Raw genomic sequence first — 26,970 nt, 5'->3', positions numbered from 1 at the left:
GGCCTATCTGGATGACAAAACCATGATCGAAGTCATCCAGATAGGCCAACGTCTATGCGAAAAGTGGAGCGGGCCAGCGAGCCCGCTCAGAGCAGGGCGTACACCGTCGTGGCCTGGGCCACCAGCCGGCCCTCGGCGGTCATCGTGACGTCGGCGAACGCCATGGTCCGCCCGATCTTGGTCAACCGTGCCGTGACCAGCACGTCGCTGCCCAGCACCGGCCGCTGGAACGTGGTTGACAGCTGCACCGTCGTCATCGGCACGAACCCGCCCCGTGCCGCGCTGACCGCGATCACCGTCGCCGTGTCCGCCGCCGCCATCAGCGCCTGCCCGCTCAGCGCCCCGCCCTCCCGGGCGAGCCGGTCCGACCACGGCAGCCGCAGCGTCGCCCAGTCCGCGCCGGTCTCCTCGACGGTCAGGCCCAGCTCCCGCACCCAGGGCGCGAAGTTGTCGGCGAGGATGCGGTCGCCGTCGAGCGGCGGCGCCTGCTCGGCCACGCTGCCGCCCGCCACGCTGGGCAGCACCTGGACCTCCGCGCCACCGGCGACCGGCGTCTCCTGACCCGACAGCACCCGGCAGTCCTCCCCGTCGACGTACACGTTGACGTATCTGCGCAGCTCGCCGCGCTCGTCGCGGATGCGCCGGCCGAGGCGGGGCCAGCGCTGGTCCACCTCGTCGAGCACCGCGCGCAGCGTGCCGTCCGCCTGGATCTCGAGTTTGGACTCGCCGCCGACCTCGGTCCGCAGCGCGCCCGGCACCAGCACCGTGACCATCAGAGCCGGACCGCCCGCACGCACAGCACATCGGGCAGGTGCGCGGCGACCAGCGCCCAGCTGTCACCCTCGTCGGCGCTGGCGAACACCTCGCCGGTCCGGCTGCCGAAGTACACCCCCGCGGGCTCGCCGTTGTCCGCGCACATCGCGTCGCGCAGCACCGACGGGTAGAACGGCGCGGTGGGCAGCCCGTACGACTGCGGGGTCCAGGTCTTGCCCGCGTCGGTGGTGCGGAAGACGCGGCACTTGCTCTCGACCGGGAAGCGCAGCGCGTCGGCGGTGATCGGGAAGTTCCAGGCCGTGCCGCCGCGGCGCGGGTGCGCGACCATCGCGAAGCCGAAGTCGCTGGGCAGGCTCTCCGCGATCGACGACCAGGTCTGCCCGTCGTCGTCGGAGCGGTACACCCCGTGGTGGTTCTGCAGGTAGAGGCGCTCGGGGTCCTCGCCGTCGCGGGCGACCTTGTGCACGCACTGGCCGAACTCCGGGAACGGGTCCGGCAGGAAGCTGACCTTGATGCCGTTGTTGGACGGGTGCCAGGTCTGCCCGCCGTCGGTGGTCCGGTAGACGCCGCCGGTGGACATCGCGACCAGGACCCGCTGCGCGTCGGTGGGGTGCGGCAGGATCGTGTGGATGGCCTGGCCGCCGAAGCCCTCGCCCCACTCGGTGCGGTGCGGGTGGTCCCACAGGCTGCGGACCAGCTCGTACGACAGGCCGCCGTTGGTGGAGCGGAACAGCGCGGAGGGCTGCGTGCCGGCCCAGACCACGTCCTGCTCGGCGGCCGAGCCCGGCTGCAGCGCCCACACCCGGCCCAGCGCGGTGTCGGTGTCCTGCGGGAACGCGACGGGGGCATGGTCGGGCTCGCGCCAGCAGGCACCGAGGTCGTCGCTGGTGGCCACGCTCGGACCGAAGTGCGAGCTGTCCACCGCGGCCAGCAGGCGCGGCGTGGCGCGGCGGGTGTCGATGCCGACGGCGTACACCGCGGTCATCGGGAACTGCGGCACGGAGATGTCCCAGGAGTCGCCGACGCGGTCGCGGCGAGCCAGGAACAGACCCTTGGCGGTGCCTATGAGCAGCAGAACGGTCATCGTCGACCTCGCTTCTGTCTCAGGAGTCACTCGGGTGTTCGACAGTCACCGAACGCCGCGGGCCAGTATGCCCGTGACGTCCGACACAAAAGACTACGTGGAACAATCGGCCGGTGACCCGCTTCCGCCACCCCGCCGCCGCCGGCGTCGCCGCACTGATCGCCGCCCTCGGCGGCATCCCCCTCGCCGCGCAGGGCGGGTTCTGGCCGCTCGTGCTGGTCGTGCCGGTCGCCGTCGCGGTCTGGGCGTGGACGGCCGGCACCGACGTCAACGAGCGCGGCCTGCGCGTGCGCGCCCTGCTGGGCAGCCGGATCGTGCTCTGGCCGCAGGTCGCCGAGCTGCGCGCGGACGGCGACAAGCACGTCGTGGCGGTGCTGACCGACGGCAACGCCCTGCGGCTGACCGCCGTCCGCCCCGCCGACCTGCCCAAGCTCGTCGCAGCCGCCGGCCAGTCCCTCACCTCGGCCTGACCCACCCCCCAGCGAGACCCCCGCCCGGCTGAGGCGCAGTTTCGGGGAAAGTGCAGGCACCCGTCCCGGCGAAGCTGCAGTTTCGGGGAAAGTGCAGTCACGCGCCGGGACGGGACCGGCGTCAGTAGCCGTCGTGGACCTGGTTCTCCAGTGTCTCGCCGGCCAGGTAGCGGTGCAGCTGCTGGTTCACCAGGCGGTACGCGCGCGGCAGCAGGCCCTTGACCGAGCCCGCCACGTGCGGCGTGATCAGGACGTTCGGCAGGTCCCACAGTGGGTGCCCGGCGGGCAGCGGCTCGGGGTCGGTGACGTCCAGCGCCGCGCTGATCCGCCCCGAGGCGAGCGCCTTGGTGAGCGCGGCGGTGTCGGCGACCGGGCCGCGGGCGGCGTTGACCAGCAGCGCCCCGTCGGCCATCGCGGCCAGGAAGCCGGCGTCGACCAGCCCGCGCGTCTGCGGGGTCAGCGGCACCAGCAGCACCACCACGTCGGCCTGCGGCAGCAGCCGGGGCAGCTCGTCGACGCCGTGCACGCCGTCGCGCGCGGTGCGGGCGACGTACGCCAGATCGACCTCGAACGGGGCCAGCCGCGCCGCGACCGCCGCCCCGATGGAGCCCGCGCCCACGATCAGCACCCGCTTGCCGCCCAGCTCGTCGGTCGGCGTGACCTCGGCGTACGCCCACCGGTGGGCGGCCTGCGCGCGGGCGAAGTAGTCGAAGCGCCGCAGCGAGGACAGGATCGCGGCGACCACCCACTCGGCGGTGTGCGAGTCGTGCACGCCGCGCGCGTCGCACAGCGTCACGCCCTCGGGCAGCCGGCCCACCCAGGCGTCGGCGCCCGCGGTGATCAGCTGCACCACCTTGAGCGAGGTCATCCGCGAGGCCAGGCCGACGACGTCACCGCTGCTCAGGAACGGCGGCACCCAGAACTCGACCTCGGCCGGGTCGCCGGGCAGCTCGGCGTCCGGTTTGGGCAGCACCGCCAGCTCGACGCCCGCGGGCAGCGGGTCCAGCAGTTCACGTCCGGCCTCATGGGCGATCCACATCCGCACGCCCCCACGCTAGCCGCCGCCGATCTCCACCGCAGCACCCGACCTGCCGTCGCCGCAGCGTTAAGAAGGGCACCTTCCTCTACGCACAGCGTTAAGAAGGTGCCCTTCCTTTCGTCAGGGCCAGTTGGAGATGTGTTCGAGGGCGGGGACGGCGTTGGAGCCGGGGGGCAGTGGCGGGGGCGGGGCCTGGCCGGTGCCGAGCACGGCTCCGGACGCGCCGAGCGCCCGCAGCCGGGAGGGCTTGGTCAGGTAGACCCGGCCGACACCGTCGGTCAGCGGCGCTGTCTGCAGCACCCGGCCCCGGTCGTCGAGCACCTGCACGGTGGTCGCGGTGCGGGGCGCGAGCACCAGGAACGGCACCGGCACCGCCGCCTCCGGACCACCGACGTACACCCTCTCGCCGCCCTGCTCGGCCCGCTCCAGCCAGCCGATCTCCAGAGCCAGCACGGTGTCGGCGGCGCCGAGGTCGGCACCGGTGGTGAATCCGGTGGCACCAACCTCGTCGGCGCCGATGGTGACGTTCCAGGCGCCGTCGCGCATCGGGGTCGCCGTCACGTAGTAGGCGGCCTCCGCCTGGGGGCCCGTGCCGATGCGGTGCATGTACAGCAGCCGCGACGGGCCGCTGGGGCGGGCCGCGTCACCGCGCTGCAGGTACTGTTTCGCGCGCTCGCGGTCTACCTCGCCGCGGGCGCCGGCCAGAGCCGCGTCGACATCGGCCTCGCTCAGCGGCGCCATGACGATGCGCCCGCCGTTCGCGTCGGCTGGGCCCTGGTAGCGGATCACACCCGCACAGGTGATCCGGACCCACTCGTCCAGGTCCGTGCTCGTCACGTGGCCCGCCGGTGCCGGTTTCCAGGCCACCGGCCGGCGGTAGGCGTCGGCCACCTCGATGAGGCAGCTCGGCGGAGCCACCCCGGCCACCGTCCGCCGCTTCCCGGTGGACGTCCACGACTCGACCGCCGCCGCCAGGAACGGCCGGGTGCCGTCCGTGGTCACCGCGATCCTGTTGCGCTGGACCTCTCCGGTGCCTTCCGCGCCGAGCTGCTCGATGCTCGCCCCGGCCCGGTCGGCCAATTCCAGGGTGACGAAGTGGGTGCTGCTGTGCCGGACCGCGATGACGAACCGGTGCTCGCCGACGTCTCCGGCGAACAGGATCGCGATCTGCCCGCCCGGCACCGTGTCGGAGGTGCGGTCGGCCAGCAGCTCGCGCAGCTGCCGCAGGAAGTCCGCGTCACCGCTCAGCGAGCCGTACGTGGGCGCCTGCAGCAGCTCGGTGACCCATGGCGTCAGCGGCTGTCCCGGGGTCGTCTCGGCCGGGGCCGACGGCGCACCCGAGGGGCCGCCGAACATGGGGATCGCCGCACCCTGGATGGCGATCGGCCCGAGCAGCGCCGCGACCACGGCGACCACCGTGGCGGTGCTCCAGCCCGCGACCCGGGTGCGGCGGGCACGCCGGTGGCGCGCCATCAGCCGGCCGTACGGGTCCGCGCCCGGCACCACCGGGTCGGCCAGCCGGGTCAGGCCCTCGATCAGTTCACGCTCGCTCATGCCTGCTCCTCTCCTCGCCCGCCGGCGGCGTGCGTCCCGCCGCACGTCACACTGCGCCCGCTCACGCGATCACCTCCGCCACCTCGCCCGCGCGCCGGGGCTCCGGGCGCAGCACCTCCCGCAACCGCGCCAGCCCGCGGCTGGCCTGCGCCTTCACCGAACCCACCGAGCAGCCCAGCAGCGCGGCGGTGTCCGCTTCGGACATGTCCTCCCAGTACCGCAGCACCAGCACCGCCCGCATCCGCACCGGCAGTCTCGCCAGCGCGGCCAGCAGCTCGTCGCGTTCGGCGTGCGCGGCACTCCCGTCTGCTCTCCCCCGGTCCGGCAGCACGCCGGTGAGCAGCTCGCGGGAGCCGATCCGGCGCCACACGCTGGTGCGCTGGTTGACCAGCGCCCGGCGCAGGTACGCCATCGGCTCGTCCACCAGGTCCCAGCGCCGGTACGCCTTCAGCAGCGCCGACTGCACGAGATCTTCGGCAGCATGGGTCGAGCCGGTGAGCAGGTACGCCGTGCGCAGCAGCTCGCCGTAGCGCAGCTGCACGAACTCACGGAACCCCTCGTCCGCCATACGGCTCCTCCTTTCCGTCGCCCTTCCCGACGCGGTTTGGGGGGCGCAGGTTGAGAGAATCGAGGCAGTAGTTGAGCACAATCCACGGCGTTAGGCTGGGTCGCATGTCTTCGCACCGGGTAGTCACCGGGCTGGCCGCGGCGGTCACCGCCCTCGCGCTCACCGCCGCCTGCTCCGCCAACGAGCCCGACACGGTGGCCTCGCAGGCCCCGACGCTGCCCGCGGCGCAGCCGTCCGGCTCCCCGGCGCTCAGCCCACGGGTCGCGGACGTGAAGACGCTCGTCACCGGCCTGCGGGCGCCGTGGGGCGTGGCGTTCCTGCCCGACGGCTCGGCGCTGGTCACCGAGCGCGACACCCGGCGGGTGGTGCAGGTCTCCGCGGGCGCGAAGCCGACGGTGACCGAGGTCGGCGTGATCCGCGAAGCGGACTCCAACGGCGAGGGCGGCCTGCTCGGCATCGCCGTGTCGCCGACGTACGCGCAGGACCAGACGGTGTTCCTCTACTACACGACCGAGGACGACAACCGCGTCGTGCGCTGGAAGCCGGGCGGGCGGCCGGAGCCGATCGTCACCGGCATCCCCATCTCCGGCATCCACAACGGGGGCCGGCTCGCCTTCGGCCCGGACGGTTTCCTCTACGCCACCACCGGCGACGCGGCGACCCGGGGCAACTCGCAGGACCTGAAGAGCCTCGGCGGGAAGATCCTGCGCATGACGCCCGACGGCAAGCCGGCGCCGGGCAACCCGTACGGCACGCTGGTCTGGTCCTACGGTCACCGCAACGTGCAGGGCATCGCCTGGGACTCCGGCGGCCACCTGTGGGCCACCGAGTTCGGGCAGAACACCTGGGACGAGATCAACCGCATCGAGCCGGGGAAGAACTACGGCTGGCCGGAGGTCGAGGGCGCGGCCGGTGAGGGCGCCTACGTCGACCCGGTCGCGGCCTGGCACACCGACGACGCGTCCTGCTCCGGCGCGGCGATGTCCGGGGACGTGCTGGTCGCGGCCTGCCTGCGCGGCGAGCGGCTGTGGCTGCTGCCCGCGGGCCCGGACGGCGTGCTGCGCGGCAAGCCGGTCGCCGCGCTGACCGGCGAGTACGGGCGGCTGCGCGACGCGCACACGGCGCCCGACGGCACGGTGTGGGTGCTCACCAGCAACCACGACGGGCGCGGCGACCCGATCGACTCCGATGATCGGATTCTCGCCATAACGCTCGCTCCCGCGTGACGGCGGGCATGATGGGGCGATGACTCGGTTGCCGCATTGGGCCCGGCCGCCGGCGTTGTTCGGGCGCATCCCCTGGCGGCGCATCGGCGCTGCGACGGGAGTGCTCGCCGTATCCGTCGCCGGGCTGGCGCTCGGGCTCTACCTCTGTGGAGCCACGGGCGTGGACGTGGGCCCGTTCCGCGCCACGATGGCCGTCACGCCCTCGCTGTACGGCGACACCGAGGTCGTCCTGCCGCCGCTGGGTTCGCTGCAGCTGGACAGCCACGACGGCCCGGCCCGGCTGATGGTGCGCCTGGACGCGCTGGACCGGGCCCGCACCGAGGCGCTGATCACCGACCCGGCCGGCATCACCGCGGCGAGCCGCACCGCCGTCGACGACGTGCGCGCCGGCGTGACGCGGCTGGTGCTGCGCACCACGGCCGTCGCCGTGCTGGCCGCGATGCTGCTGGCGGCGCTGGTGTACCGGCGTACGTCCCGGGTCGCCTGGTCCGGCGGGCTGGCGCTGGTGGTGATGGCGAGCGCGTTCGGGGCCGCGTTCGGCACGTTCAACCCGGGCGCGCTGCGTGAGCCGCGATACCAGGGCCTGCTGGCCAACGCGCCGTCGGTGATGGGCAACGCGCAGCGCATCGCCGACCGCTACGACGAGTACGCCGCGCAGCTGCAGAAGCTGGTGAGCAACGTCGGCAACCTCTACGCCACGGTGCAGAACCTGCCGGTGTACTCACCCGAGGACGACAACCTGCGCGTGCTGCACGTCTCGGACCTGCACCTGAACCCGGCGGCGTGGGGCGTGATCCGCACCGTGGTGGACAACTTCCACATCGACGTGGTGGTCGACACCGGTGACATCACCGACTGGGGCAGCGAGCCGGAGAAGGCGTTCGTCGCCTCGATCGCGCTGCTGAAGGTGCCGTACGTCTTCGTCCGGGGCAACCACGACTCGGCGGTGACCCAGGCCGCCGTCGCCGCGCAGCCCAACGCGATCGTGCTGGACAACAGGGTGGTCGACGTGGCCGGGCTGAGCATCGCCGGGATCGGCGACCCCCGGTTCACCCCCGACAAGGCGATGGAGCCCGCCGGGGAGGGCCAGTCCAAGCAGAGCGTGGAGCGGGTCATCGGCGTCGGCGACCGGCTCGCCGACACCATCGGCAAGCAGCCCGGCGAGATGGTCGACCTGGCCCTGGTGCACGACCCGGTGTCGGCGGGGCCGCTGGCCGGGTACAGCCCCGTGGTGCTGGCCGGGCACATGCACCACCGCGAGGTGCGCAAGCTCGGCGACGACCAGACCATGCTGATGGTGCAGGGTTCGACCGGCGGCGCGGGCCTGCGCGGCCTCGAAGGGGACAAGCCGACGCCGCTGACCATGTCGGTGCTCTACTTCGACGACAACCGCATGCTGATGGCGTACGACGACATCACCGTCGGCGGCACCGGCCTGGCGGAGGTGGCCCTGTCGCGGCATGTGGTCGAGGACGAGTCCGCCGACCCGGCCGCCGCCCCCGGCGGCTCGCCCGGCCCGTCGCCGACCCGGACCCGCTGACCGGCGTCCGGTCGGCCTGGCCGACCCCGCGGGCGTCGTCCAGGCGGGTGAGCGGGTGCCCGTGGGGGAAGCGTTAAGAAGGGCACCTTCCTATACGCATAGCGTTAAGAAGGTGCCCTTCCTTTCGTGGGTCAGCTGAGGCGGGCGAGGACCAGCTCGCGGACGGTCTTGGCGTCGGCCTGGCCCTTGGTGGTCTTCATGACCGCGCCGATGAGGACGCCCGCGGCGGCGTGGTTGCCGGCGCGGATCTTGTCGGCGACCGCGGGGTTGGCGGCGATGGCCTCGTCGATGGCGGCGGTCAGGGCGCCGGTGTCGGAGACGACCTCCAGGCCGCGGGCGGCCATGATCGCCGCCGGGTCGCCCTCGCCGGCCAGCACGCCCTCCAGCACCTGGCGGGCCAGCTTGTCGGTGAGCCTGCCCGACTCGACCAGGCTCTGCAGCTGTGCGACCTGCGCCGGGGTGGCGCCGATCGACTCCAGCTCGACGCCGTCGGCGTTGGCCTTGCGGGACAGCTCGCCCAGCCACCACTTGCGGGCCGCCTCGGGCGAGGCGCCGGCGGCGACGGTGCGCTCGATCAGCTCGACCGCGCCCGCGTTGAGGATGGACTGCATGTCCAGGTCGGACAGGCCCCACTCGGCCTTGAGCCGCTGCCGGTGCACCCGGGGCAGCTCCGGCAGGGCCGCCTTGAGCTGCTCGACCCAGGCCGGCTCGGGCGCCAGCGGCACCAGGTCGGGCTCGGGGAAGTACCGGTAGTCGGTCGCGGTCTCCTTGGAGCGGCCGGACGTGGTGTCGCCGGTGTCCTCGTGGAAGTGCCGCGTCTCCTGCGTGATCGTGCCGCCCGCGTCGAGCACGGCGGCCTGGCGCAGCATCTCCGAGCGCACCGCGCGCTCGACGCTGCGCAGCGAGTTCACGTTCTTGGTCTCGGTGCGGGTGCCCCACTCCTCGCCGGGCCTGTTCAGCGAGGTGTTGACGTCGCAGCGCATCGAGCCCTGCTCCATGCGCACGTCCGAGACGCCCAGGGTGCGGATGACGTCACGCAGCTCGGCGACGTACGCCTTGGCGACCTCCGGGGCGCGGGCGCCGATGCCGGGCACCGGCTTGGTGACGATCTCGACGAGCGGGATGCCGGCCCGGTTGTAGTCGACCAGCGACTCGGTCGCGCCGTGGATGCGCCCGGTGGCGCCGCCGACGTGCAGCGTCTTGCCGGTGTCCTCCTCCAGGTGCACCCGCTCGATGCCGATGCGCACCAGCTCGCCGTCGACCTCGACGTCGAGGTAGCCGTCGGCGCACAGGGGCTCGTCGTACTGGCTGATCTGGAAGTTCTTCGGCATGTCGGGGTAGAAGTAGTTCTTGCGGGCGAACCGGCACCAGGTCGCGATGGTGCAGTTGAGCGCGAGCCCGATGCGGATGGTCGCCTCGATCGCGGCGCGGTTGGCCACCGGGAGGCTGCCGGGCAGGCCCAGGCAGACCGGGCAGACCTGGGTGTTCGGGTCGCCGCCGAAGACGGTGGGGCAGCCGCAGAACATCTTGGTCTGGGTGCCCAGCTCGACATGCGTCTCCAGGCCGATGACCGGCTCGTACCGGGAGGTCACCTCGTCGAAGGTGGGCAGCACGTGAGTGCTCATCTCCTACGCTCCAGGCTGCTGTGGGCGGACAAAACAACCACCAGCCTAGTAGCCCGCCCCGGCCGCCCCACACCGGGTTATCGCGCCCCCATACGCATCGATCATGACAAGAGTAGTGGCGTACGTCACAACATGAGCTGATCGAACGACCCCCTATTCATTCATTCGTCGTTGTGCGCCGATCATCGCGGCCCGATCCTGAATGCACCCTGAGAACGCGCCGCGCCCGGCCGGTCACCCCTACCCCGGCCTGCCGGTTTCCGCGAGACGTTCTTTCCCTCATCGATGCACAGGGAGGTGCATGATGGGTTCCGCAACGCTGTCCCGCCTCACCGCCGAGGTTCTCGGCACAGCGGTTCTGGTCTTCTTCGGTGTGGGTGCCCTGCTCGTGGGCGGCGGGCCGCTGCTCGCCGGCGCGATCGGCCTGATGATCGCCGCGGCCGCCGCCGCGTGGATCTTCGGCGGGCACTTCAACCCGTGGCTCACCCTCGCCGCCGCCGTCCGCGGCAGCCTGGACTGGGCCGGCGCGGCAGTGATCATCGTGGCGCAGCTGGTCGGCGGTTTCGTCGGCGGCCTGCTCATGTGGCTCTGCTACGGCGACAACGGCGTGCAGGCCGGGCTCGGCGCCAACCGCCTCGCCGAGTCGGCGAGCTCGGGCATGGGCTTGGTCGCGGCGATCGTCGCCGAGGCGCTGGCCGTGTTCGTGCTGGCCTGCGTCATGTTCGCGGCCGGCGACGGCGAGCGCTCCGGCATCAGCGTCGGCCTGGCGTACGCGGGCGGCACGCTCGCCATCGCCGCGGTCACCAGCGCCTCGCTCAACTTCGCCCGCACCTTCGGCCCGGAGCTCACGCTCACCCTGGCCGGCGGCGCGGCGGACTGGTCCGACATCTGGGTGTTCGCCGTCTCCGGCGCGCTCGGCGCCGTGCTGGCCGGTCTGCTCTACCCGCGCCTCAAGGCGTCCGCCGCCTAGCTCTCCCGCCCCGCCCACCTGTTCCGGGACGTGGACACATCCCGGAACAGGTGAAGTGAAACGCTGACGTCTCCTCAGACGCGAGTCGGCGCCCCCCGCCATGCGGAGGGCGCCGACTCGTCAGCTCGTCAGAGCGCGGGCGGGGTGAAGGTGCCCACCGTCGACTCGACCGCGGCGGCGAGCCGGTACATCCGGTCGTCGGCCATGGTCGGCGCCATGATCTGCAGGCCCACCGGCAGCCCGTCGGACAGGCCGGCCGGCACCGAGATGCCGGGGCCGCCGTACAGGTTCGTCGGGATCGTGTACAGGTCCGCCAGGTACATCTGGTACGGGTCGGCGGTGCGCGCGCCCAGCTCGAACGCGGTGAACGGGGTGGTCGGCGAGACCAGCACGTCGACCTGCTCGAAGGCGCTGGTGAAGTCGCGCGTGATCAGCGTGCGCACCTTCTGCGCCTGGCCGTAGTAGGCGTCGTAGTAGCCCGACGACAGCGCGTACGTGCCGATGATGATGCGGCGCTTGACCTCGTCGCCGAAGCCCGCCTCGCGGGTCAGCGACATGACCTCTTCGAGGGAGTTGCGGCCGTCGTCACCGGTGCGCAGGCCGAACCGGACGCCGTCGAAGCGGGCCAGGTTCGACGAGCACTCGCTCGGCGCGATCAGGTAGTACGCCGGCAGCGCGTACTGGAAGTGCGGGCAGGACACCTCGACGACCTCGGCGCCCAGCTTGGTCAGCGCCTCCACGGTGTCGCGGAAGACCGCCATGACGCCGGGCTCGGCGCCCTCGCCGCTGAACTCCTTGACCAGGCCGACGCGCACGCCGGTCAGGTCGCCGGTCGCGCCCTGGCGGGCCGCGGCCACCACGTCCGGCACCGGCATCGGGATCGACGTCGAGTCGCGCGGGTCGTGGCCCGCGATGACCTCGTGCAGCAGCGCGGCGTCGAGCACGGTGCGCGCGCACGGGCCGGGCGTGTCCAGCGAGGACGAGAACGCGATCAGGCCGTAGCGGGAGGTGCCGCCGTAGGTCGGCTTCGCGCCGACGGTGCCGGTCACCGCACCCGGCTGGCGGATCGAGCCGCCGGTGTCGGTGCCGATGGCCAGCGGGGCCTCGTACGCCGCGAGCGACGCCGCCGAGCCGCCGCCGGAGCCGCCCGGGATGCGGGTCAGGTCCCACGGGTTGTACGTCGGGCCGTACGCCGAGTACTCCGTCGACGAGCCCATCGCGAACTCGTCCATGTTGGTCTTGCCGAGCATGACCATGCCGGCCTCGCGGATGCGGGTCATCACGGTCGCGTCGTACGGCGGCCGCCAGCCCTCCAGGATCTTCGAGGCGGCGGTGCTGGGCACGCCCTTCGTCGCGATGACGTCCTTGATGGCGATCGGCACCCCGGCCAGCGGGCCGAGCTTCTCCCCCGCCGCGCGCCTGGCGTCCACGGCGCGCGCGGCCTCGACCGCGCCCTCGCTGTCGACGTGCAGGAACGCGTGCACCCGGCCGTCGACCTCGGCGATGCGGTCCAGGTGGGCGCGGGTGACCTCCTCCGCGGAGACCTCACCGGCGGCGATCTTCTCGCCCAGGGCGGCCGCGGTCAGCTTGATCAGATCACTCATGGGGGTCACTCCTCATCCGCAAGGATCTGGGGGACGCGGAAGCGGTCCTCGGCGGCGTCCGGCGCGCCCGACAGGGCCTCGGCGGTGGTCAGGCCGGGGACGATGACGTCCTCGCGCAGCACGTTGACCAGCGGCACCGAGTGCGACGTCGGCGGGATGTCGTCCGCGGCGACCTCACCGACCCGCGCCACCGACTGCAGGATCACGTCGAGCTGGCCGGCGAAGCGGTCCAGCTCCTGATCGGTGACGGCGAGCCGCGACAGGCGCGCGAGGTGCGCGACCTCCTCGCGGGAGATGGCGGCCATGACTGCCCCCTAGACATAACGGCGAACTCGGGACAGCGCGAAGGGTGGCACACGCTCCGCGCCCGTAGCGAGTCTATTTGTCACCGGTGGCGCCTTTCGCAGCGCCCCTGCGCGTACCCGCCGCCGCCCTTGATCGCCCGACTTGCCAGGCACATGGGCGTACGGGCGCCCAAGATACGCCCATCTGCCAGGCAAATCGGCGGATCTTGCGCCCCGCGGGGCGGGGCGGTCAGGACAGGGCGGGCAGGGTGGTGCGGGAGAGCCAGTCGGCGAGTTCGTCGGGGGGCAGGGGGCGGGCGTAGAACCAGCCCTGGGCGACCTCGCAGCCGGCGGACTGGAGCAGGCGCCAGGCGCGCTCGTCCTCGACGCCCTCGGCGACCACGCGCAGCCCGAGCGCCCCGGCCAGCTCGATGATCGACCGTACAATCACCAGGTCGTCCGGGTCGTCGGCCATGGCCAGCACGAACGAGCGGTCGATCTTCACCTCGGACAGCGGCAGCCGGCGCAGGTGCTGCAGGGACGAGTACCCGGTGCCGAAGTCGTCCAGCGCGATGCCGACGCCGAGCAGCTGCAGCCGGGTCAGCGTGGCCAGCACCCGGTTGGGGTCGGCCATCAGCGCGCTCTCGGTGATCTCCAGCTGCAGCCGGTACGGCTCGACGTCGTAGCGGCGGAGCAGGTCCTCGATCTGCTCGACGATCGCGCCGGTGTGCAGGTCGCGCACGCTGACGTTGACGGCCATGCGCACCTGCAGCCCGGATGCGTGCCACGTGGCGAGCTGGATCACCGCCTCCTCGATCACCCACCGGGTGAGCAGGCGCATCACCGAGCTGGGCTCGGCGACGCGGATCAGCTCGTCGGGGCTGACCGGGCCGCGGGTGGGGTGCTGCCAGCGCAGCAGCGCCTCGACGCCGACCACCTCGCCCGTGGTGATCTCGACCTGGGGCTGGTAGAACAGCCGCAGCCCGCCCCGGTCGGACCGGCCGAGCATGGCCCGCAGATCGGCCAGCAGGGACAGCCGCTGCGGCGAGTTGTGGTCGGCGTCGGGGTTGTAGACGGCGACCCCGTCCCCGCCGTGCTTGGCGGCGTACATGGCGACGTCGGCGTGGCGCAGCAGGGTGGCGAAGTCGGTGCCGTGGTCGGGGTAGAGCGCGACGCCGATGGAGCCGCTGACGTCGAGGGGCATCCCGTCCAGCACCACCGGGGCGGTCAGCATCTGCTCGATCTGCTCGGCGAGCGCGCGCGCCCCGTCGGGGCCGTCGAGGCGCTTGGCCACCACCGCGAACTCGTCGCCGCCCAGCCGCGCGACCAGGTCGCCGGGGCGCAGCACCCGGTCCAGCCGATCGCCGACCGCGATCAGCAGCCGGTCGCCCACCTCGTGCCCGAGCGAGTCGTTGACGTGCTTGAACCGGTCGAGGTCGAGCAGCAGCAGGCCGAACCGGCTGTCGGGGGCGCCCTGCACGGCGCGCTGGGCGTGCCCGGCGACCGCGGCGGAGACCTCGCCGATGAGGGCCTTGCGGTTGGCCAGCCCGGTGAGGGTGTCGATGTTGGCCAGGTGCCGCTGCTCCGCCGTGATGATGGACAGCCGCCGCACCGCCAGCAGCGGCAGGATCAGCACCAGGACCAGCTGCGGGGCGACCTCGGTCTGCGCGGCGATGACCGGGCCGAGCATCAGCAGCGCGCCGGTGCTCAGCGCCTCGTTGGCCAGCGGGCCCATGATGATCGGCAGCAGCGAGCCGCCGTCGCGCAGCCAGATCGCGACGGCCGTGGTCAGGTACTTCACCGTGAACCAGGCCAGCGCCGAGGCGACCAGCGCGAGCAGCCCCGGCACCGCGCCGCCGCTGATCAGGTGCAGCGTCACGTACGCGAAGCCGAACGCGAGCGCGTACTGGGCGAGGTTGAACACGGCCCGCCAGGTCGCGTGCCGCAGCCGCAGCGACGCCACCGCGACCGCGACGCCCTGCACCACCACGGCGGCGGCGAGGCCGGAATCGATCATGATCGCGAAGGTGAAGCAGATCGACGGGTAGATGGCCGAGGTGTTCCAGCGGCCCGGCAGCGTCACCGGCAGCGCGTCGCCCGCGACGGCCAGCGCGGCCATCAGCCAGAAGCCCAGGGTGGCCTGCTCCAGCACCGCCGGCAGCTGGGTGAGGTCACGCACGGTGAAGGCCGCCGCCGCCACGGTGATCGCGATGACGTACGCGCCGAACGACCGCCGCCGCTCCGCGGGCACGCGATTGCGATGTGCCTGCAGCGCATGGGGTGTGGCCGCCATGGACACCTTCCCGAGACCGATGGACGCAACCGCGCCGCCCGCACATCGCGGCTGGTCACTTTCACTCTAAGCCCGAAAACGCCCGAGACCACTCTCCGCGTTGGCGTGTGACGAAGATGTGATTGTTTGACCTATTCTCCGGTCACCCTCCGTAAGAATCATGCAACTACGCGTATATATCTGTGCGTCCTCACTGGAGCACGACGCGGATCGCGGTGTTGCGGTAGCCGGCGCGGGCGAACGCCGCCGCCATCGGGCGGTTGCCGAGGTCGGTGTCTCCGCCGATCTCCGCCGCGCCCCGCTCCGCCAGCATCGCCGTCGTCTCGGCCAGCAGGTCGTCGACGTAGCCGCTGCCCCGCTGCGCGGGCACCACCGCGATGAAACCGACCACCGCGCGGGCGGGGTTGCGCGCCGGCACGATCAGGCCGACGAGGTCGCCGCCCGAGGTGTACGCCGCGCGCCACCAATCTCGCGGCGAGGGCAGCTCGGCCAGCTCCTCGACCATGCGGCGGGCCGCCGCGTCCAGCCCGTGCCGGGCCACGTCCCGGGCGGTGTACCCGTCCAGCGTGCCCTCGGCCGCCGCGCGGCAGACCGCCGTCGCCGCCGCGTCGTCCACCTCGCGGAAGACCAGCCGCGACGAGCGGGCGGGCAGCCCGTCCGCCGGCGTCCAGGTGTAGTTGAAGCGCTCGATGAACGGCTCGTACCCGGCGGCGTACGCCGCGGCGAGCCGGTCGTCGGTGGCCGCGCGCACGCCGCCGTCCTCCCGCCAGCCCGGCGGCAGGAAGAGGTGGTACTCCGGGCGGGCCCCCTCGGCGGTGCGCACCTCGCGCAGCGCCGCCGCCAGCAGTGCCGTGCCGACCTCGCGCCGGTCCGGGTCCCGGCCGAGCTCGAACCAGTCGAGGCTGTACGGCCGCGCCGCGTCCGGGACACCCCAGAAGGCGCAGCGCGCCACGGTGCGCCCGCCCCGCCGGGCCACCCAGCTCCACTCGGGACGGTAGTGGCCCTCGGCCAGCGTCTCGGCCCAGGAGCGGCGGGACTCCAGCCCCACCCCGGGCGTCGCGGGGTGGGGGTAGTCCAGGAACAGGTCCTGCTCGCCGGGGAGCAGGGCACGGATTTCGAGGTCTGGCGTATGCGTCGTCATCGCCGCCGACGCTAGATCACCCGTCTACCCGTTTTCCCGGCGCGCGTCGGCGTACGCCTTGGCGGCCTCCGGGCCCTGCTCCAGCAGGATCGCGAAGCCGGGCTCGTCGAGCGTCGGCACGCCCAGCGAGATCGCCTTGTCCAGCTTGGACCCGGCGTTCTCGCCGACGACCACGAAGTTGGTCTTCTTCGACACCGAGCCGGACACCTTCGCGCCGAGCGCGGTGAGCGCCTCGCCCGCCTCGTCGCGGGAGTGGCCCTCCAGCGTGCCGGTGACCACGACGGTCAGGCCGTCCAGCGGCTTCGGGCCGGTGTCGGCGACCGGCTCCTGCTCCATCCGCACGCCCGCGGCCCGCCACTTGTCGACCAGCTCGCGGTGCCAGTCGACGGCGAACCACTCGCGCACGGCCTCGGCGATGGTGCCGCCGACCTCCTCGACCACCGACATCTGCTCGACCGACGCGGTGGCGATCTTCTCGACGTCGTTGAAGTGGTCGGCCAGCGCCCGCGCCGCCGTCGGGCCGACGTGCCGGATGGACAGCGAGGTGAGCACCCGCCACAGCTGCTGCTGCTTGGCCTTCTCCAGGTTGGTCAGCAGCTTGCCCGCGTTGGTGGACAGCGTGCCGTCCTTCTTCAGGAAGAACGGCGCCTTGGCCAGCAGCTCCTCGTCCAGGGTGAACAGGTCGCCCTCGTTGGTCACCACGCCGCCGTCGACCAGCGCGATGGCGGCCTTCTCGCCCATGCCCTCGATGTCGAACCCGTCCCGGCCACCGAGGTAGATGATGCGCTCGACCACCTGCTTGCGGCAGTGGCGCGCGTTCGGGCAGCGCAGGTCGACGTCGGCCTCCTTGGACGGGGCCAGCTTCGTGCCGCAGGACGGGCAGGTCTCCGGCATCGTCCAGGCGACCTCGCTGCCGTCGCGCAGCGCCTCGACCGGGCCGAGCACCTCGGGGATCACGTCGCCCGCGCGCCGGATCACCACGGTGTCACCGATCAGCACGCCCTTGCGGGCGACCTCCTGCTGGTTGTGCAGGGTCGCGCTGGTGACCGTCACGCCGCCCACGAACACCGGCTCCAGCACCGCGTACGGCGTCACGCGGCCGGTGCGGCCCACGTTCACCTCGATGCCGAGCAGCTTGGTGTTGACCTCCTCGGGCGGGTACTTGAACGCGATCGCCCAGCGCGGGGCGCGGCTGGTGTTGCCGAGCTTCTGCTGCTCGGCCACGTCGTCGACCTTGACCACGACGCCGTCGATGTCGTGCTCCAGATCGTGCCGGTGCGCCTGGTACTCGGCGATGTACGCCTTCACCTCGTCCAGCGAGTCGACCACCCGCCAGCGCGGGCTGGTCGGCAGGCCCCACGCCTTGAGCTGCGCGTACGCGTCCGACTGGCTGGTCGGCTCGAAGCCGGTGCGGGCGCCGATGCCGTGCACGATCAGCTCCAGCGCCCGCTTGGCGGTGATCGACGGGTCCTTCTGCCGCAGCGAGCCCGAGGCCGCGTTGCGCGGGTTGACGTACGTCCGCTCCCCCGCCGCGACCTGGGCCGCGTTGAGGTCGGCGAAGGCCTGCGCCGGGAAGTAGATCTCGCCGCGGATCTCCACCAGGTCCGGCGGGTTGTCACCCGCGAGCCGGTGCGGGATGCCCTTGATGCGGCGCACGTTGGCGGTGACGTCCTCGCCGGTGCGGCCGTCGCCGCGGGTCGCGCCCCGGGTCAGCCGGCCCTTCTCGTAGGTCAGGTTGACCGCGAGGCCGTCGATCTTCAGCTCGCAGAGGTAGCGCACCGGCGCGCCCGCGTCCCGCTCGACCCGGTTGGCCCAGGCGGCGAGCTGGTCGTCGTTGAACGCGTTGTCGAGGCTGAGCATCCGCTCGGCGTGGTCGACCGCGGCGAAGCCGAGCCACTCGCCCGCGCCGACCCGCTGCGTCGGCGAGTCCTGCGAGACCAGCTCGGGGAACTCCAGCTCCAGCGCCTCCAGCTCGTGCATCAACTCGTCGTAGGCGGCGTCGGACAGCGTCGGCGCGTCGTCGATGTAGTAGCGGTGCTGCGCGTCGTTGATCTTGGCCACGAGCTCGGCGTACCGCGTCCGGACCTTGTCGGTTACCTCACTGGTCACCCGTGCACGGTAACCGCAACCACCGACACCGCGAGCCGCGCCCCGCGTGCCCGCTTGGGTCCGCTCCGCCGGACCGTCGCCTCGCCCAGCAGCGCCGGAGTCCACCGCGACGGTCCGTCCGGTCAGTCCCCGGCAGCGCCGAGCGTCAGCCCTGCGGCGCCGAGCCTCAGTCCCAGGCGGCGCCGAGCGCGGCGAGCTGGTCGGCGTACTCGATGCGCTCGGCCCAGGCGGCCGGCCAGATCGCCATGCCCGCCGCGGCGCCGTGGAAGGCACCGGCCAGGCAGGCGATCGAGTCGGAGTCGCCGCCGGTCGCGGCGGCCCGGCCGAGCGCGGCCACCGGGTCGTCGGCGTGCCGCAGCGCCGCCAGCAGCGCCGAGGCCAGGGCCTCCTCGGCGACCCAGCCCTCGCCGGTCTCCTGGCACACGTCGCCGCCGGAGTCGGGCCGGCCGAGCGCGGCGACCAGCCGGTCCAGCGCGTCGGCGCACTCGTCCCAGCCCCGCGCGATGAACTCCGCCGGGCTGGTCACCCCGGGCCGCTGCCACAGGTCGCCCAGCCAGTCCTCCCGGTACACCGTGCGCTGCTCGGCGCAGCGGTCGCGCAGCAGGCCGGGCAGGTCGGCCAGCGGCACGCCGTCGCGGGGCAGCCGCACGGCCAGCGCGGTCAGCTCGGCGGCGGCCAGGCCCGTCGGGTGGCCGTGCGTCAGGCCCGCCTGCAGCTGCGCGATCCCGGCCAGCGTCTCGAAGTCGTACGCCGCCACCAGCCCGACCGGCGTCACCCGCATGTTGGCGCCGCAGCCCTTGGAGCCGGCGACGGTGGCCCGCTGCCAGGGCATGCCGGCCGCGAGGTTCGCGCACGCGTTCAGGCAGGTCATGCCGGGGGCGCGGTTGTTCTCCGGGCTCTTCGCCCAGGCCGTGAACCTGGCGCGCAGCAGCGGCTCCAGCTCCTGCGGGCTGGGCGCGGCGGCCTCGCGCAGCGCCCACGCCACCGCGAGCGCCATCTGCGTGTCGTCGGTGACCAGCGCGGGCTCGGGCAGCTCGCGCGGCCCCCCGGGGCCGTGCTCGGCCGTGATCTGGTCATACCTGCGGAACTCGGTCGGCTTGCCCAGCGCGTCGCCGTACGCCAACCCGAAGAGCGACCCGCTGGCCGCGTCAGTCACCGTCACCCGCGGCAGTCTTCCACCCCGCCGCAAGACCACCCGCACCCGCCCGGGCCGCTCTCACGGCCACGGGCGGACGCCTGCCGCGACCGGCAGCGGGGGTCAGGTCAGGGCCGGGTACATGTTGCGCAGGTCGCCGGACAGGCCCGACTTGACCCGGCGGCTGGTGTCGTCGGCCAGCACCTCGTGCTGCCCGGCCGCCACGGCGTCGAGCACCTGCGCCACCACGTCGCCGGGCGCGACCTTCGGGCCGTCCACATGGGCGGCCATGTCGGTGTCGATGTAGCCGACGTGCACGGCGGTCACCAGCGTGCCCTGCTCGCGCAGCGCCAGCCGCAACGCGTTCGTCGCCGCCCACGCGGCCGCCTTGGACGCGGAGTAGCCCGCGGTGTTGGGCAGGCTGAGCCAGGACAGCGCGGACAGCATGTTCACCACCGCGCCGCCCCCGTTGGCCGCCAGGATCGGCGCGAACGCGCGCGCGACGCGTACCGGCCCGTAGTAGTTGGTCTCCATCTCGCGGCGCAGCGCCTCGTCGCCGTCGAGCACACCCGCGCCGGTCGCGATGCCCGCGTTGTTGATCAGCAGCTGCACGTCCTTCGCCTGCTCCGCGACCTCCGCCACCGACGCCGGGTCGGTGACGTCGAGCCGGAGCGCGACCACCCGCGGATCGGTGATGGACGCGGCGTCGCGGGCGGTCGCGTACACCTTCGCCGCCCCGCGTGCCAGCAGTGCCTCGGTGTACGCCTTGCCCAGCCCCCGGTTGGCGCCGGTCACCAGCGCCACGGAACCCTCGATCTTCATGCTCGCCTCCTGGTGGGTCTCTCACCAGCCAAGCTATACGAAGAATATAGCGGTCGTCCTGAGATACGAATCATATAGCTCGCACCATGCGAAAGGTATGCTCGATCCATGCCCAAGCGGAGCTACGGCCAGATGTGCCCGATCGCCCGCTCGCTCGACGTCCTCGGCGAGCGGTGGACCCTTCTCATCGTGCGCGAGCTGCTGCTGGGCCCGAAGCGGTTCAAGGAACTGCTCGGCCTGCTGCCCGCCATGGGCACCAACCGCCTCGCCGAACGCCTCCAGCTCCTCGAACGCAGCGGCGTGGTCACCCGGCGCGCCCTGCCGGCCGCCGCCGACGTGCGCGCCTACGAGCTGACCGCGTACGGCGAGCGGCTGCGGCCCCTGCTGGCCGAACTCGCCGCCTGGGGTGCCGGGCTGCCGCTCGACGACGAGGTCGACCCGGCCACCGCCCGCGCCGACCTCATGGCGCTCTACCTCGCCGAACACGCCCCGCCGGAGGCCACCGCCGGGCTACGCGAGACGTACCAGTTCCACGTCGGCGACGAGGTGTTCCACGTGACGGCCGACGACGGCGCGGTGCACGCCCGCTCCGGCCCGGCACCCGTGCCCGCGGACCTCACGGTCACCTGCGACCTGGCCGCCTTCGACGCCCTGACCCGCGGCACGCTCAGCCCCGCGGCGGCCCTGGCCGGCGACACGGTGACCGTCACCGGCGACCCGGCCCTGCTGGCCCACGCCTTCGGCGTACTCCACCTACCCGAGCCGACCCCCGCGCGCCCGTAAGGCACCCAGCCCAGCGCGGAGCTGCGCGGTGGGTGCGGCGCGGAGCGGGGGGCGCGGGCGGGTGGGCCTACTGATCGGTGAGGCGGCGGGCGGCTTCGCGGCAGGCTTTGAGGACCGCCTGGGCGTACGCGGGCGACGCTCCCGCCAGCCCGCACGTGGGCGTCACCACCACGCGCTGCGCCAGCAGCTCGTCGGCGAACCCGAGGTCGCGCCACAGGCGCCGGACGCGGTCCGCCAGTGCGGCGGCGTCCGGCCGCTTCCCGTTCGCCGGCGGCGTGGTCCGGGCGACCCCCGCGAACAGCCCCAACCCGGCGTCGATCGCCTCGCCGAGCGCGTCGAGCCGCTCGGCGCCGACGCCGACCAGGTCCAGGTCCAGCGCGAGCGCCGCCGCCCCGGCCTCCCGCAGGAGGGCGAGCGGGGCGTCGGGCGCGCAGCAGTGCACCACCACCGGCACCCCGGCGGCGGAGATCACCGACGACAGCGTGTCGCGCGCGGTGGACGGCGCGACGGAGCGGTACGTGTGCAGCGTGCTGGCGGTGCGCACGCGCCCGGCCAGCACCGCGGGCAGCGACGGCTCGTCGAGCTGGAGCAGCACGTTCGCGCCGGGCACCCGGCGGCGCACCTCGGCGACGTGCCCCTTGAGGCCCTCGGCGAGCGAGCCGGCGAGGTCGCGGGCGGCGCCGTGGTCGGATACCACGGCCTCGCCCAGCGCCAGCTCGATCGAGGCGGCCAGCGTCCACGGCCCGGCCGACTGCACCTTCAGCGTGCCGGTGAACCCTTCGGCCTGCTCGGTGAGCTGGTCCAGGTCGCGCTCGCGCAGGTCGTACGCCCGGCGCAGCTCCCGGCCGGCGCCCCCGGCCACGCGCCACCGGCCGGTGTAGAGCTCAACCGGGAACTCCACGAGCAGGCCCGCGCTGCGGCCGATCATGTCGGCGCCGGGGCCGCGGGCGGGCAGCTCCGGCAGGTACGGCAGCTCGGGCAGCTCGCCGAGGGTGAACTTCACCGCCTCGGCGATGTCGGTGCCGGGCAGCGAGCCGATACCGGTCGCCGATCCGGCGGGCCACAGCGGTGCGACGGGCTCCGTCATGTCAGCTCTCCCCGATGTGCGCCGTACGGCGCGCTCATGGTGCGGTATCCGGCGTGTCCTCGGCCCACGGGCCGGCGGGTCACGACGCGGTGGTGATGGTGGCGCTGCCCAGCACGATGTCACCGGCCGGGTCGGGCCGGTAGGCGACCACGGCCTGGCCCGCGGCGATGCCGCGCTCCGGGCGGCGCAGCCGGACGCTCATGGCGGCGCCGTCGAGCTCGACGACGGCGGGCGTGGGCCGGCCGTGCGCCCGCAGCTGCACCTCGCACTCGACGGGGCCGGTGGGCGGATCGCCCGCGGTCCACACCGTGCGCGCGCCGTCGATCTGCGACACCTCGAGCGCCTCGGCCGGGCCGACGGTGACGGTGTTGGTGACCGGCGTGATCGACAGCACGTACCGAGGGCGGCCGTCGGGGGCGGGCCGGCCGAGGGCCAGGCCCTTGCGCTGGCCGACGGTGTACGCGTACGCCCCGTCGTGCCTGCCGAGCACCTCGCCGCTGGCGGCGTCGACGATGTCGCCGGGCTCGCTGCCCAGGTGGGTGCGCAGGAAGCCCTGGGTGTCGCCGTCGGCGATGAAGCAGATGTCGTGCGAGTCGGGCTTGTCGGCGACGGCCAGGCCGCGGGCGTGCGCCTCGGCGCGCACCTGCTCCTTGGTCGAGTCCCCGAGCGGGAAGATCGAGTGGTCGAGCTGCTCCCGGTTGAGCACCGCGAGCACGTACGACTGGTCCTTGGCCAGGTCGACGCTGCGGCGCAGCAGACCGTCGGCGCCCAGGCGGGCGTGGTGGCCGGTGACCACCGCGTCGAAGCCCAGGGCGAGCGCCCGGTCCAACACCGCGGCAAACTTGATCTTCTCGTTGCAGCGCAGGCACGGATTGGGCGTACGCCCCGCGGCGTACTCGGCGACGAAGTCGGAGACCACGTCCTCGTGGAAGCGCTCGGCCATGTCCCACACGTAGAACGGGATGCCGAGCACGTCGGCCGCCCGGCGCGCGTCGTGCGCGTCCTCCTTGGTGCAGCACCCCCGCGCCCCGGTCCGGTGCGTCGCGGCATTACGCGACAGCGCCAGATGCACCCCGGTGACGTCGTGCCCGGCCGCCACGGCCCGGGCAGCCGCCACCGCCGAGTCCACCCCGCCCGACATCGCCGCTAGAACACGCACCGCCACAGCCTACCCGCCCCCACCCCCCACCCCCGTTGATCATGAACTTATGTCACGGGTCAGCGGCGTGTCGGCGACACAACTTCATGATCGACGATCTGGCGGTCAGCGGGAGGTGCCGGCGCGGCGGGCGCGGTCCACGGCGGCGGGCAGGGCCGCGATCAGCGCGTCCACGTCGGCGCGGGTGCTGGTGTGGCCGAGGGTGAAGCGCAGGGAGGAGCGGGCGGCGGGCGGGTCGGCGCCCATGGACAGGAGCACGTGGGAGGGCTGGGCGACGCCGGCGGAGCAGGCCGAACCCGTGGAGACCGCGATGTCCTGCGCGTCGAGCAGCAGCAGCAGGGCGTCGCCCTCGCAGCCGGGGAAGCCGAAGTGCGCGTTGCCGGGCAGCCGCGCGCCGGGCACGTCGGGCGCGGCGCCGTTGAGCGCCGCGTCGGGCACCGCAGCGCGTACCCGCGCGATCAGCTCGTCGCGCAGCGCCGACAGCCGCTGGGCGTGCTGCTCCTGGTGCTTGACCGCGTGCTCGACCGCGACGGCGAAGGACACGATCGCGGGCACGTCCAGCGTCCCGGAGCGCACGTCGCGCTCCTGGCCGCCGCCGTGCAGCAGCGGCGTGCAGGCCACGTCCCGGCCCAGCACCAGCGCGCCGACGCCGAGCGGCCCGCCCAGCTTGTGGCCGCTGACGGTGAGCGCGGACACCCCGGCCGCCGCGTAGTCGACCGGCACCTGGCCCACGGCCTGGACCGCGTCGGTGTGCATCGGCACGCCCCGGGCCGCGGCCAGCCCGGCCAGCTCGGCGACCGGCTGCACGGTGCCGACCTCGTTGTTCGCCCACATGACCGTGGCGATGGCTACGTCGTCGCCCAGCGCCTCGGCAAACGCCTCCGGCAGCACCCGGCCGGTGCCGTCCACGGGCAGCCAGGTGATCTCGGCGCCCTCGTGGTCGGCCAGCCACTGCACCGCGTCGGTGACCGCGTGGTGCTCGACCGCGCCGGCCAGCACGCGGCGCCGGTCGGCGGTGCGGCGGGCCCAGTAGATCCCCTTCAGCGCCAGGTTGTCGCTCTCGGTGCCGCCGCTGGTGAAGACGACTTCGGACGGGCGGGCGCCGAGCACGGCGGCGATGCGCTCGCGCGACTCCTCCACCCGGCGGCGGGCACCACGGCCCGGGCCGTGCAACGACGACGCGTTGCCGACCTCGCGAGCGGTGGCGACGTAGGCGTCCAGCGCCTCGGGCAGCATGGGCGTGGTCGCCGCGTGATCAAGGTAGGCCATCTCGCCGCCAAGCCTAGCCGTAACGGTGCTTACACGTGCCCCAGGCGTACGCCGTTCGCGGGGCAGGGATCGATGACGCGCGAAGGCCCGGCAGGGGCGACCTGCCGGGCCCTCGTCGCGACGTACGCCTATCGGCGCTTGCGGATCTCCTCGGCGGCCTGCGGCACGACCTGGAACAGGTCGCCCACCACGCCGAAGTCGGCCAGCTCGAAGATCGGCGCCTCGGTGTCCTTGTTCACCGCGACGATGGTCTTCGAGGTCTGCATGCCGGCCCGGTGCTGGATCGCGCCGGAGATGCCCAGCGCGACGTAGAGCTGCGGGGACACCGTCTTGCCGGTCTGCCCGACCTGGAACGCGTGCGGGTAGAAGCCGGAGTCGGTGGCGGCGCGCGAGGCGCCGACGGCCGCGCCGAGCAGGTCGGCCAGCTCCTCGACGACCTTGAAGTTCTCCGCCGAGCCGACGCCGCGGCCGCCGGAGACGACGATCGACGCCTCGGTCAGCTCGGGGCGGGCGCCCTTGGCCTCGGCCACCCGCTGGGTCACCACGGCCAGCTTGTCGGCGTCGGACAGCGCCACGTCGACCTGCTCCACCGACGGCGTGGCCGCGGCGGGGCTGGGCGTGAGCGAGTTCGGCCGCACGGTGACCAGCGGCAGGCCCTTGGTGACCTTCGACTTGACGATGGTCGAGCCGGCGAACACGACCTGGGTGGCGGTGCCGTCGGCGGCCAGCTCGACCGCGTCGTACAGCACGCCGTTGTCCAGCTTGACCGCGAGCCGGCCCGCGATCTCCTTGCCCTCCTGGGTGGAGCCGATCAGCACCGCGGCGGGCGACACGCTCTTGACGAGCTGCGCGAGCGCGGTGGCCTTCGGCGCCACCAGGTGGTTGTCGATGTCGTCGCTCTCGGCGGCGTACACCTTCGTGGCGCCGTACTCGCCGAGCTTGTCGACCAGACCGGCGGCCGCGCCGGGCGCGCCCAGCACCACCGCGGCGGGCTCGCCGAGCGAGCGCGCCAGGGTCAGCATCTCCAGCGTGACCTTCTTGACCGTGCCGCCGGAGGACTCGACGACTACCAGAACCTCAGCCATTTGTCGGCACGCCTCTCAGACGAACTTCTCGGACGACAGGAACTCGACCAGCGCCACGCCACCCTCACCGGAGTCGGCGACCTTCTGGCCGGCGCTGCGCGGGGGACGCTTGCTGTGCGACAGCACGGTGGTGGCGGCGCCCGCCCAGCCCACCTCGCCCGCGTCGACGCCGAGGTCGGCCAGCGACTTGGTGTCCACCGGCTTCTTCTTGGCCGCCATGATCCCCTTGAAGGACGGGTAGCGCGGCTCGTTGATGGTGTCCCACACGCTGACGATCGCGGGGGTGGCGGCCGTGACGACCTCGTACCCCTCCTCGGTCTGGCGCTCGACGGTCAGCCGCGAGCCCTCGACGGTGAGCTTGCGGGCGCCGGTCAGCGCCGCGTAGCCCAGCCGCTCGGCGAGCATGTGCGCGATGACCTGGCCGCGGGCGTCGGTCGACTCCGCGCCGGCGATGACCAGGTCGGGCGCGAGCGCGCTGATCGCGGCGGCGAGCACCTTGCTGGTGCCGAGCGCGTCGGTGCCGGCCAGGGCGTCGTCGAGCACGTGCACGGCCCCGTCCGGGCCCATCGACAGCGCCTTTCGGATCGACTCGGTCGCCCGCTCCGGACCCATCGTCAGCACGGTCACCTCGCCGCCGTGCGCCTCCTGCAGGCGCAGCGCCTCCTCGATGGCGTACTCGTCCATCTCGTTGATGACGTTGTTGGCCGAGGCGCGGTCGACGGTGTTGTCGTCCGCGCGCAGGTTGCGCTCGGCGCCGGAGTCCGGCACCTGCTTGACAAGTACGACGATCTTCATCGCGCTCTGACGACCCTCCTGAGTTGAACGGACGTTCATGCCCTCGCCGCAAGGCTGTCGCCTGACGCGTCGCGGGTCAAGCTCGACCGGCTGTGGACGTTGCCACTTTTGCCGGTCCACCGCTGGTTACTGACGAGTAATTTATTGCCGCCATCCATCTACCCGCCATGACGGGCGGCAATAGTGACAGACGTCACCCCGTCATGGGGCCCATCCCGTAGAGTCCTGCATAGCAGGAGGTGTCACGACATGACCACGCAAACCGCACCCCTGCCGGAAGCCGCCGTCACCGACACCGGCGACCCGCCCGGGGCGGAGCACCACCGGCAGCCCGAGCCCGACGAGCACCTGTGCACCTGCGGCCGCCTGCGCGACGACTGCGTACGCGACTCGATCCGCGACCTCTGGAACCCGGCGTACTGAACCGACCACGCGGGGCCGACCCGTTTTGCCATAGACGTTGGCCTATCTGGATGACGAATTCGCGATCGGAGCCGGCGCGGGCTTGTCGAAGCCGAGGAACTCCATGCTCAGGTCCTCGGCGGCGCCGACGG

The 26,970-nt window shown here is 73.1% G+C and carries 24 protein-coding genes; 6 read left to right on the top strand and 18 right to left on the bottom strand.

The window, feature by feature from the left end; all coding sequences use genetic code 11:
• Positions 1-86: 86 nt before the first annotated feature.
• Both AB0J67_RS25600 and AB0J67_RS25595 read right to left on the bottom strand, forming a co-directional pair.
• Complete coding sequence (locus tag AB0J67_RS25600) at positions 87-773, bottom strand: MoaD/ThiS family protein (RefSeq protein WP_363485988.1); 687 nt, start codon at positions 771-773, stop codon at positions 87-89.
• Complete coding sequence (locus tag AB0J67_RS25595) at positions 773-1,858, bottom strand: exo-alpha-sialidase (protein WP_363485987.1); 1,086 nt, start codon at positions 1,856-1,858, stop codon at positions 773-775. The genes AB0J67_RS25600 and AB0J67_RS25595 overlap by 1 nt, the downstream gene beginning before the upstream one ends.
• A 113-nt stretch (positions 1,859-1,971) precedes the next feature.
• Here AB0J67_RS25595 and AB0J67_RS25590 point away from each other — a divergent pair, with 113 nt between their 5' ends.
• A complete protein-coding gene (locus tag AB0J67_RS25590; RefSeq protein WP_363485986.1) occupies positions 1,972-2,328 on the top strand; it encodes a PH domain-containing protein in 357 nt (118 codons plus the stop codon).
• Between the two features lie 121 nt (positions 2,329-2,449).
• Here AB0J67_RS25590 and AB0J67_RS25585 read toward each other — a convergent pair whose 3' ends face one another.
• From AB0J67_RS25585 to AB0J67_RS25575, 3 genes are all read right to left on the bottom strand, one after another.
• Positions 2,450-3,373, bottom strand: a complete 924-nt coding sequence (locus AB0J67_RS25585) for a 2-hydroxyacid dehydrogenase (RefSeq protein ID WP_363485985.1) — start codon at positions 3,371-3,373, stop codon at positions 2,450-2,452.
• A 114-nt stretch (positions 3,374-3,487) separates the two neighbouring features.
• Entirely contained in the window at positions 3,488-4,921 is a 1,434-nt protein-coding gene (locus tag AB0J67_RS25580; protein WP_363485984.1) for a hypothetical protein, read from the bottom strand.
• A gap of 61 nt (positions 4,922-4,982) precedes the next feature.
• Positions 4,983-5,489, bottom strand: coding sequence for a SigE family RNA polymerase sigma factor (locus AB0J67_RS25575; protein WP_363485983.1), 507 nt, complete (start codon positions 5,487-5,489; stop codon positions 4,983-4,985).
• A gap of 104 nt (positions 5,490-5,593) precedes the next feature.
• Between AB0J67_RS25575 and AB0J67_RS25570 the strand changes: the two genes are divergently transcribed.
• Both AB0J67_RS25570 and AB0J67_RS25565 read left to right on the top strand, forming a co-directional pair.
• Positions 5,594-6,715, top strand: a complete 1,122-nt coding sequence (locus AB0J67_RS25570) for a PQQ-dependent sugar dehydrogenase (protein ID WP_363485982.1) — start codon at positions 5,594-5,596, stop codon at positions 6,713-6,715.
• Between the two features lie 19 nt (positions 6,716-6,734).
• Positions 6,735-8,255 carry a metallophosphoesterase gene (locus tag AB0J67_RS25565; protein ID WP_363485981.1) on the top strand — a complete coding sequence of 507 codons (1,521 nt, stop codon included), beginning with the start codon at positions 6,735-6,737 and terminating at the stop codon, positions 8,253-8,255.
• Between the two features lie 131 nt (positions 8,256-8,386).
• Here the strand turns inward: AB0J67_RS25565 and gatB are convergent, their stop codons facing one another.
• Entirely contained in the window at positions 8,387-9,880 is a 1,494-nt protein-coding gene (gene gatB, locus AB0J67_RS25560) for an Asp-tRNA(Asn)/Glu-tRNA(Gln) amidotransferase subunit GatB (RefSeq protein ID WP_363485980.1), read from the bottom strand.
• Between the two features lie 304 nt (positions 9,881-10,184).
• Here gatB and AB0J67_RS25555 point away from each other — a divergent pair, with 304 nt between their 5' ends.
• Positions 10,185-10,850: an aquaporin gene (locus AB0J67_RS25555; protein ID WP_363485979.1), complete on the top strand. Its 666-nt coding sequence runs from the start codon at positions 10,185-10,187 to the stop codon at positions 10,848-10,850.
• 128 nt (positions 10,851-10,978) lie between these two features.
• Here AB0J67_RS25555 and gatA read toward each other — a convergent pair whose 3' ends face one another.
• The 7 genes from gatA to AB0J67_RS25520 form a co-directional block, all read right to left on the bottom strand.
• On the bottom strand, positions 10,979-12,454 hold the full coding sequence (gene gatA / locus AB0J67_RS25550) for an Asp-tRNA(Asn)/Glu-tRNA(Gln) amidotransferase subunit GatA (protein WP_363485978.1): 1,476 nt from the start codon (positions 12,452-12,454) through the stop codon (positions 10,979-10,981).
• Between the two features lie 5 nt (positions 12,455-12,459).
• Complete coding sequence (gene gatC, locus AB0J67_RS25545) at positions 12,460-12,759, bottom strand: Asp-tRNA(Asn)/Glu-tRNA(Gln) amidotransferase subunit GatC (protein WP_203750969.1); 300 nt, start codon at positions 12,757-12,759, stop codon at positions 12,460-12,462.
• A gap of 229 nt (positions 12,760-12,988) precedes the next feature.
• Complete coding sequence (locus tag AB0J67_RS25540) at positions 12,989-15,031, bottom strand: EAL domain-containing protein (RefSeq protein ID WP_363485977.1); 2,043 nt, start codon at positions 15,029-15,031, stop codon at positions 12,989-12,991.
• Positions 15,032-15,221: 190 nt separating this feature from the next.
• A complete protein-coding gene (locus AB0J67_RS25535; protein ID WP_363485976.1) occupies positions 15,222-16,172 on the bottom strand; it encodes a GNAT family N-acetyltransferase in 951 nt (316 codons plus the stop codon).
• Positions 16,173-16,196: 24 nt separating this feature from the next.
• Positions 16,197-18,281 carry an NAD-dependent DNA ligase LigA gene (ligA, locus tag AB0J67_RS25530; RefSeq protein WP_363485975.1) on the bottom strand — a complete coding sequence of 695 codons (2,085 nt, stop codon included), beginning with the start codon at positions 18,279-18,281 and terminating at the stop codon, positions 16,197-16,199.
• A gap of 166 nt (positions 18,282-18,447) precedes the next feature.
• The gene (locus AB0J67_RS25525) at positions 18,448-19,452 is read right to left on the bottom strand and encodes an ADP-ribosylglycohydrolase family protein (protein WP_363485989.1); all 1,005 of its coding nucleotides are present in this window, start codon (positions 19,450-19,452) and stop codon (positions 18,448-18,450) included.
• A gap of 87 nt (positions 19,453-19,539) precedes the next feature.
• Positions 19,540-20,238 (bottom strand): SDR family oxidoreductase, encoded by a 699-nt coding sequence (locus AB0J67_RS25520; RefSeq protein WP_363485974.1) that lies wholly within the window; start codon positions 20,236-20,238, stop codon positions 19,540-19,542.
• A 108-nt stretch (positions 20,239-20,346) separates the two neighbouring features.
• Here AB0J67_RS25520 and AB0J67_RS25515 point away from each other — a divergent pair, with 108 nt between their 5' ends.
• A complete protein-coding gene (locus tag AB0J67_RS25515) occupies positions 20,347-21,021 on the top strand; it encodes a winged helix-turn-helix transcriptional regulator (RefSeq protein WP_363485973.1) in 675 nt (224 codons plus the stop codon).
• A gap of 67 nt (positions 21,022-21,088) precedes the next feature.
• On the opposite strand, the gene AB0J67_RS25510 is transcribed toward AB0J67_RS25515, so the two are convergent.
• The 5 genes from AB0J67_RS25510 to AB0J67_RS25490 form a co-directional block, all read right to left on the bottom strand.
• On the bottom strand, positions 21,089-22,108 hold the full coding sequence (locus AB0J67_RS25510; RefSeq protein ID WP_363485972.1) for a methionine synthase: 1,020 nt from the start codon (positions 22,106-22,108) through the stop codon (positions 21,089-21,091).
• Between the two features lie 79 nt (positions 22,109-22,187).
• Entirely contained in the window at positions 22,188-23,267 is a 1,080-nt protein-coding gene (mnmA, locus tag AB0J67_RS25505) for a tRNA 2-thiouridine(34) synthase MnmA (RefSeq protein WP_363485971.1), read from the bottom strand.
• A gap of 105 nt (positions 23,268-23,372) precedes the next feature.
• Positions 23,373-24,536, bottom strand: a complete 1,164-nt coding sequence (locus AB0J67_RS25500; RefSeq protein ID WP_363485970.1) for a cysteine desulfurase family protein — start codon at positions 24,534-24,536, stop codon at positions 23,373-23,375.
• Between the two features lie 128 nt (positions 24,537-24,664).
• Positions 24,665-25,621: an electron transfer flavoprotein subunit alpha/FixB family protein gene (locus tag AB0J67_RS25495; protein WP_363485969.1), complete on the bottom strand. Its 957-nt coding sequence runs from the start codon at positions 25,619-25,621 to the stop codon at positions 24,665-24,667.
• Between the two features lie 15 nt (positions 25,622-25,636).
• Positions 25,637-26,416, bottom strand: a complete 780-nt coding sequence (locus AB0J67_RS25490; protein ID WP_363485968.1) for an electron transfer flavoprotein subunit beta/FixA family protein — start codon at positions 26,414-26,416, stop codon at positions 25,637-25,639.
• Between the two features lie 249 nt (positions 26,417-26,665).
• On the opposite strand from AB0J67_RS25490, the gene AB0J67_RS25485 reads away from it, so the two are divergent.
• On the top strand, positions 26,666-26,839 hold the full coding sequence (locus AB0J67_RS25485) for a hypothetical protein (RefSeq protein ID WP_363485967.1): 174 nt from the start codon (positions 26,666-26,668) through the stop codon (positions 26,837-26,839).
• Positions 26,840-26,970: the final 131 nt, after the last annotated feature.

The sequence above is a fragment of the Catellatospora sp. NPDC049609 genome, from assembly GCF_040675365.1.
In the GTDB taxonomy this organism is placed as follows: Bacteria; Actinomycetota; Actinomycetes; order Mycobacteriales; family Micromonosporaceae; genus Catellatospora.
The sequence above is the reverse complement of the archived record's forward strand: the minus strand, read 5'-3'. Positions and strand labels throughout refer to the sequence as shown.

Bases quoted from the DNA above. Each gene is read 5' to 3' on its own strand.
- AB0J67_RS25600 (WP_363485988.1), bottom strand. From the start codon at position 773: ATGGTCACGGTGCTGGTGCCGGGCGCGCTGCGGACCGAGGTCGGCGGC.
- AB0J67_RS25595 (WP_363485987.1), bottom strand. From the start codon at position 1,858: ATGACCGTTCTGCTGCTCATAGGCACCGCCAAGGGTCTGTTCCTGGCT.
- AB0J67_RS25580 (WP_363485984.1), bottom strand. From the start codon at position 4,921: ATGAGCGAGCGTGAACTGATCGAGGGCCTGACCCGGCTGGCCGACCCG.
- AB0J67_RS25575 (WP_363485983.1), bottom strand. From the start codon at position 5,489: ATGGCGGACGAGGGGTTCCGTGAGTTCGTGCAGCTGCGCTACGGCGAG.
- AB0J67_RS25570 (WP_363485982.1), top strand. From the start codon at position 5,594: ATGTCTTCGCACCGGGTAGTCACCGGGCTGGCCGCGGCGGTCACCGCC.
- AB0J67_RS25565 (WP_363485981.1), top strand. From the start codon at position 6,735: ATGACTCGGTTGCCGCATTGGGCCCGGCCGCCGGCGTTGTTCGGGCGC.
- gatB (WP_363485980.1), bottom strand. From the start codon at position 9,880: ATGAGCACTCACGTGCTGCCCACCTTCGACGAGGTGACCTCCCGGTAC.
- AB0J67_RS25555 (WP_363485979.1), top strand. From the start codon at position 10,185: ATGGGTTCCGCAACGCTGTCCCGCCTCACCGCCGAGGTTCTCGGCACA.
- gatA (WP_363485978.1), bottom strand. From the start codon at position 12,454: ATGAGTGATCTGATCAAGCTGACCGCGGCCGCCCTGGGCGAGAAGATC.
- gatC (WP_203750969.1), bottom strand. From the start codon at position 12,759: ATGGCCGCCATCTCCCGCGAGGAGGTCGCGCACCTCGCGCGCCTGTCG.
- AB0J67_RS25540 (WP_363485977.1), bottom strand. From the start codon at position 15,031: ATGGCGGCCACACCCCATGCGCTGCAGGCACATCGCAATCGCGTGCCC.
- AB0J67_RS25535 (WP_363485976.1), bottom strand. From the start codon at position 16,172: ATGACGACGCATACGCCAGACCTCGAAATCCGTGCCCTGCTCCCCGGC.
- AB0J67_RS25520 (WP_363485974.1), bottom strand. From the start codon at position 20,238: ATGAAGATCGAGGGTTCCGTGGCGCTGGTGACCGGCGCCAACCGGGGG.
- AB0J67_RS25515 (WP_363485973.1), top strand. From the start codon at position 20,347: ATGCCCAAGCGGAGCTACGGCCAGATGTGCCCGATCGCCCGCTCGCTC.
- AB0J67_RS25510 (WP_363485972.1), bottom strand. From the start codon at position 22,108: ATGACGGAGCCCGTCGCACCGCTGTGGCCCGCCGGATCGGCGACCGGT.
- AB0J67_RS25500 (WP_363485970.1), bottom strand. From the start codon at position 24,536: ATGGCCTACCTTGATCACGCGGCGACCACGCCCATGCTGCCCGAGGCG.
- AB0J67_RS25495 (WP_363485969.1), bottom strand. From the start codon at position 25,621: ATGGCTGAGGTTCTGGTAGTCGTCGAGTCCTCCGGCGGCACGGTCAAG.
- AB0J67_RS25490 (WP_363485968.1), bottom strand. From the start codon at position 26,416: ATGAAGATCGTCGTACTTGTCAAGCAGGTGCCGGACTCCGGCGCCGAG.
- AB0J67_RS25485 (WP_363485967.1), top strand. From the start codon at position 26,666: ATGACCACGCAAACCGCACCCCTGCCGGAAGCCGCCGTCACCGACACC.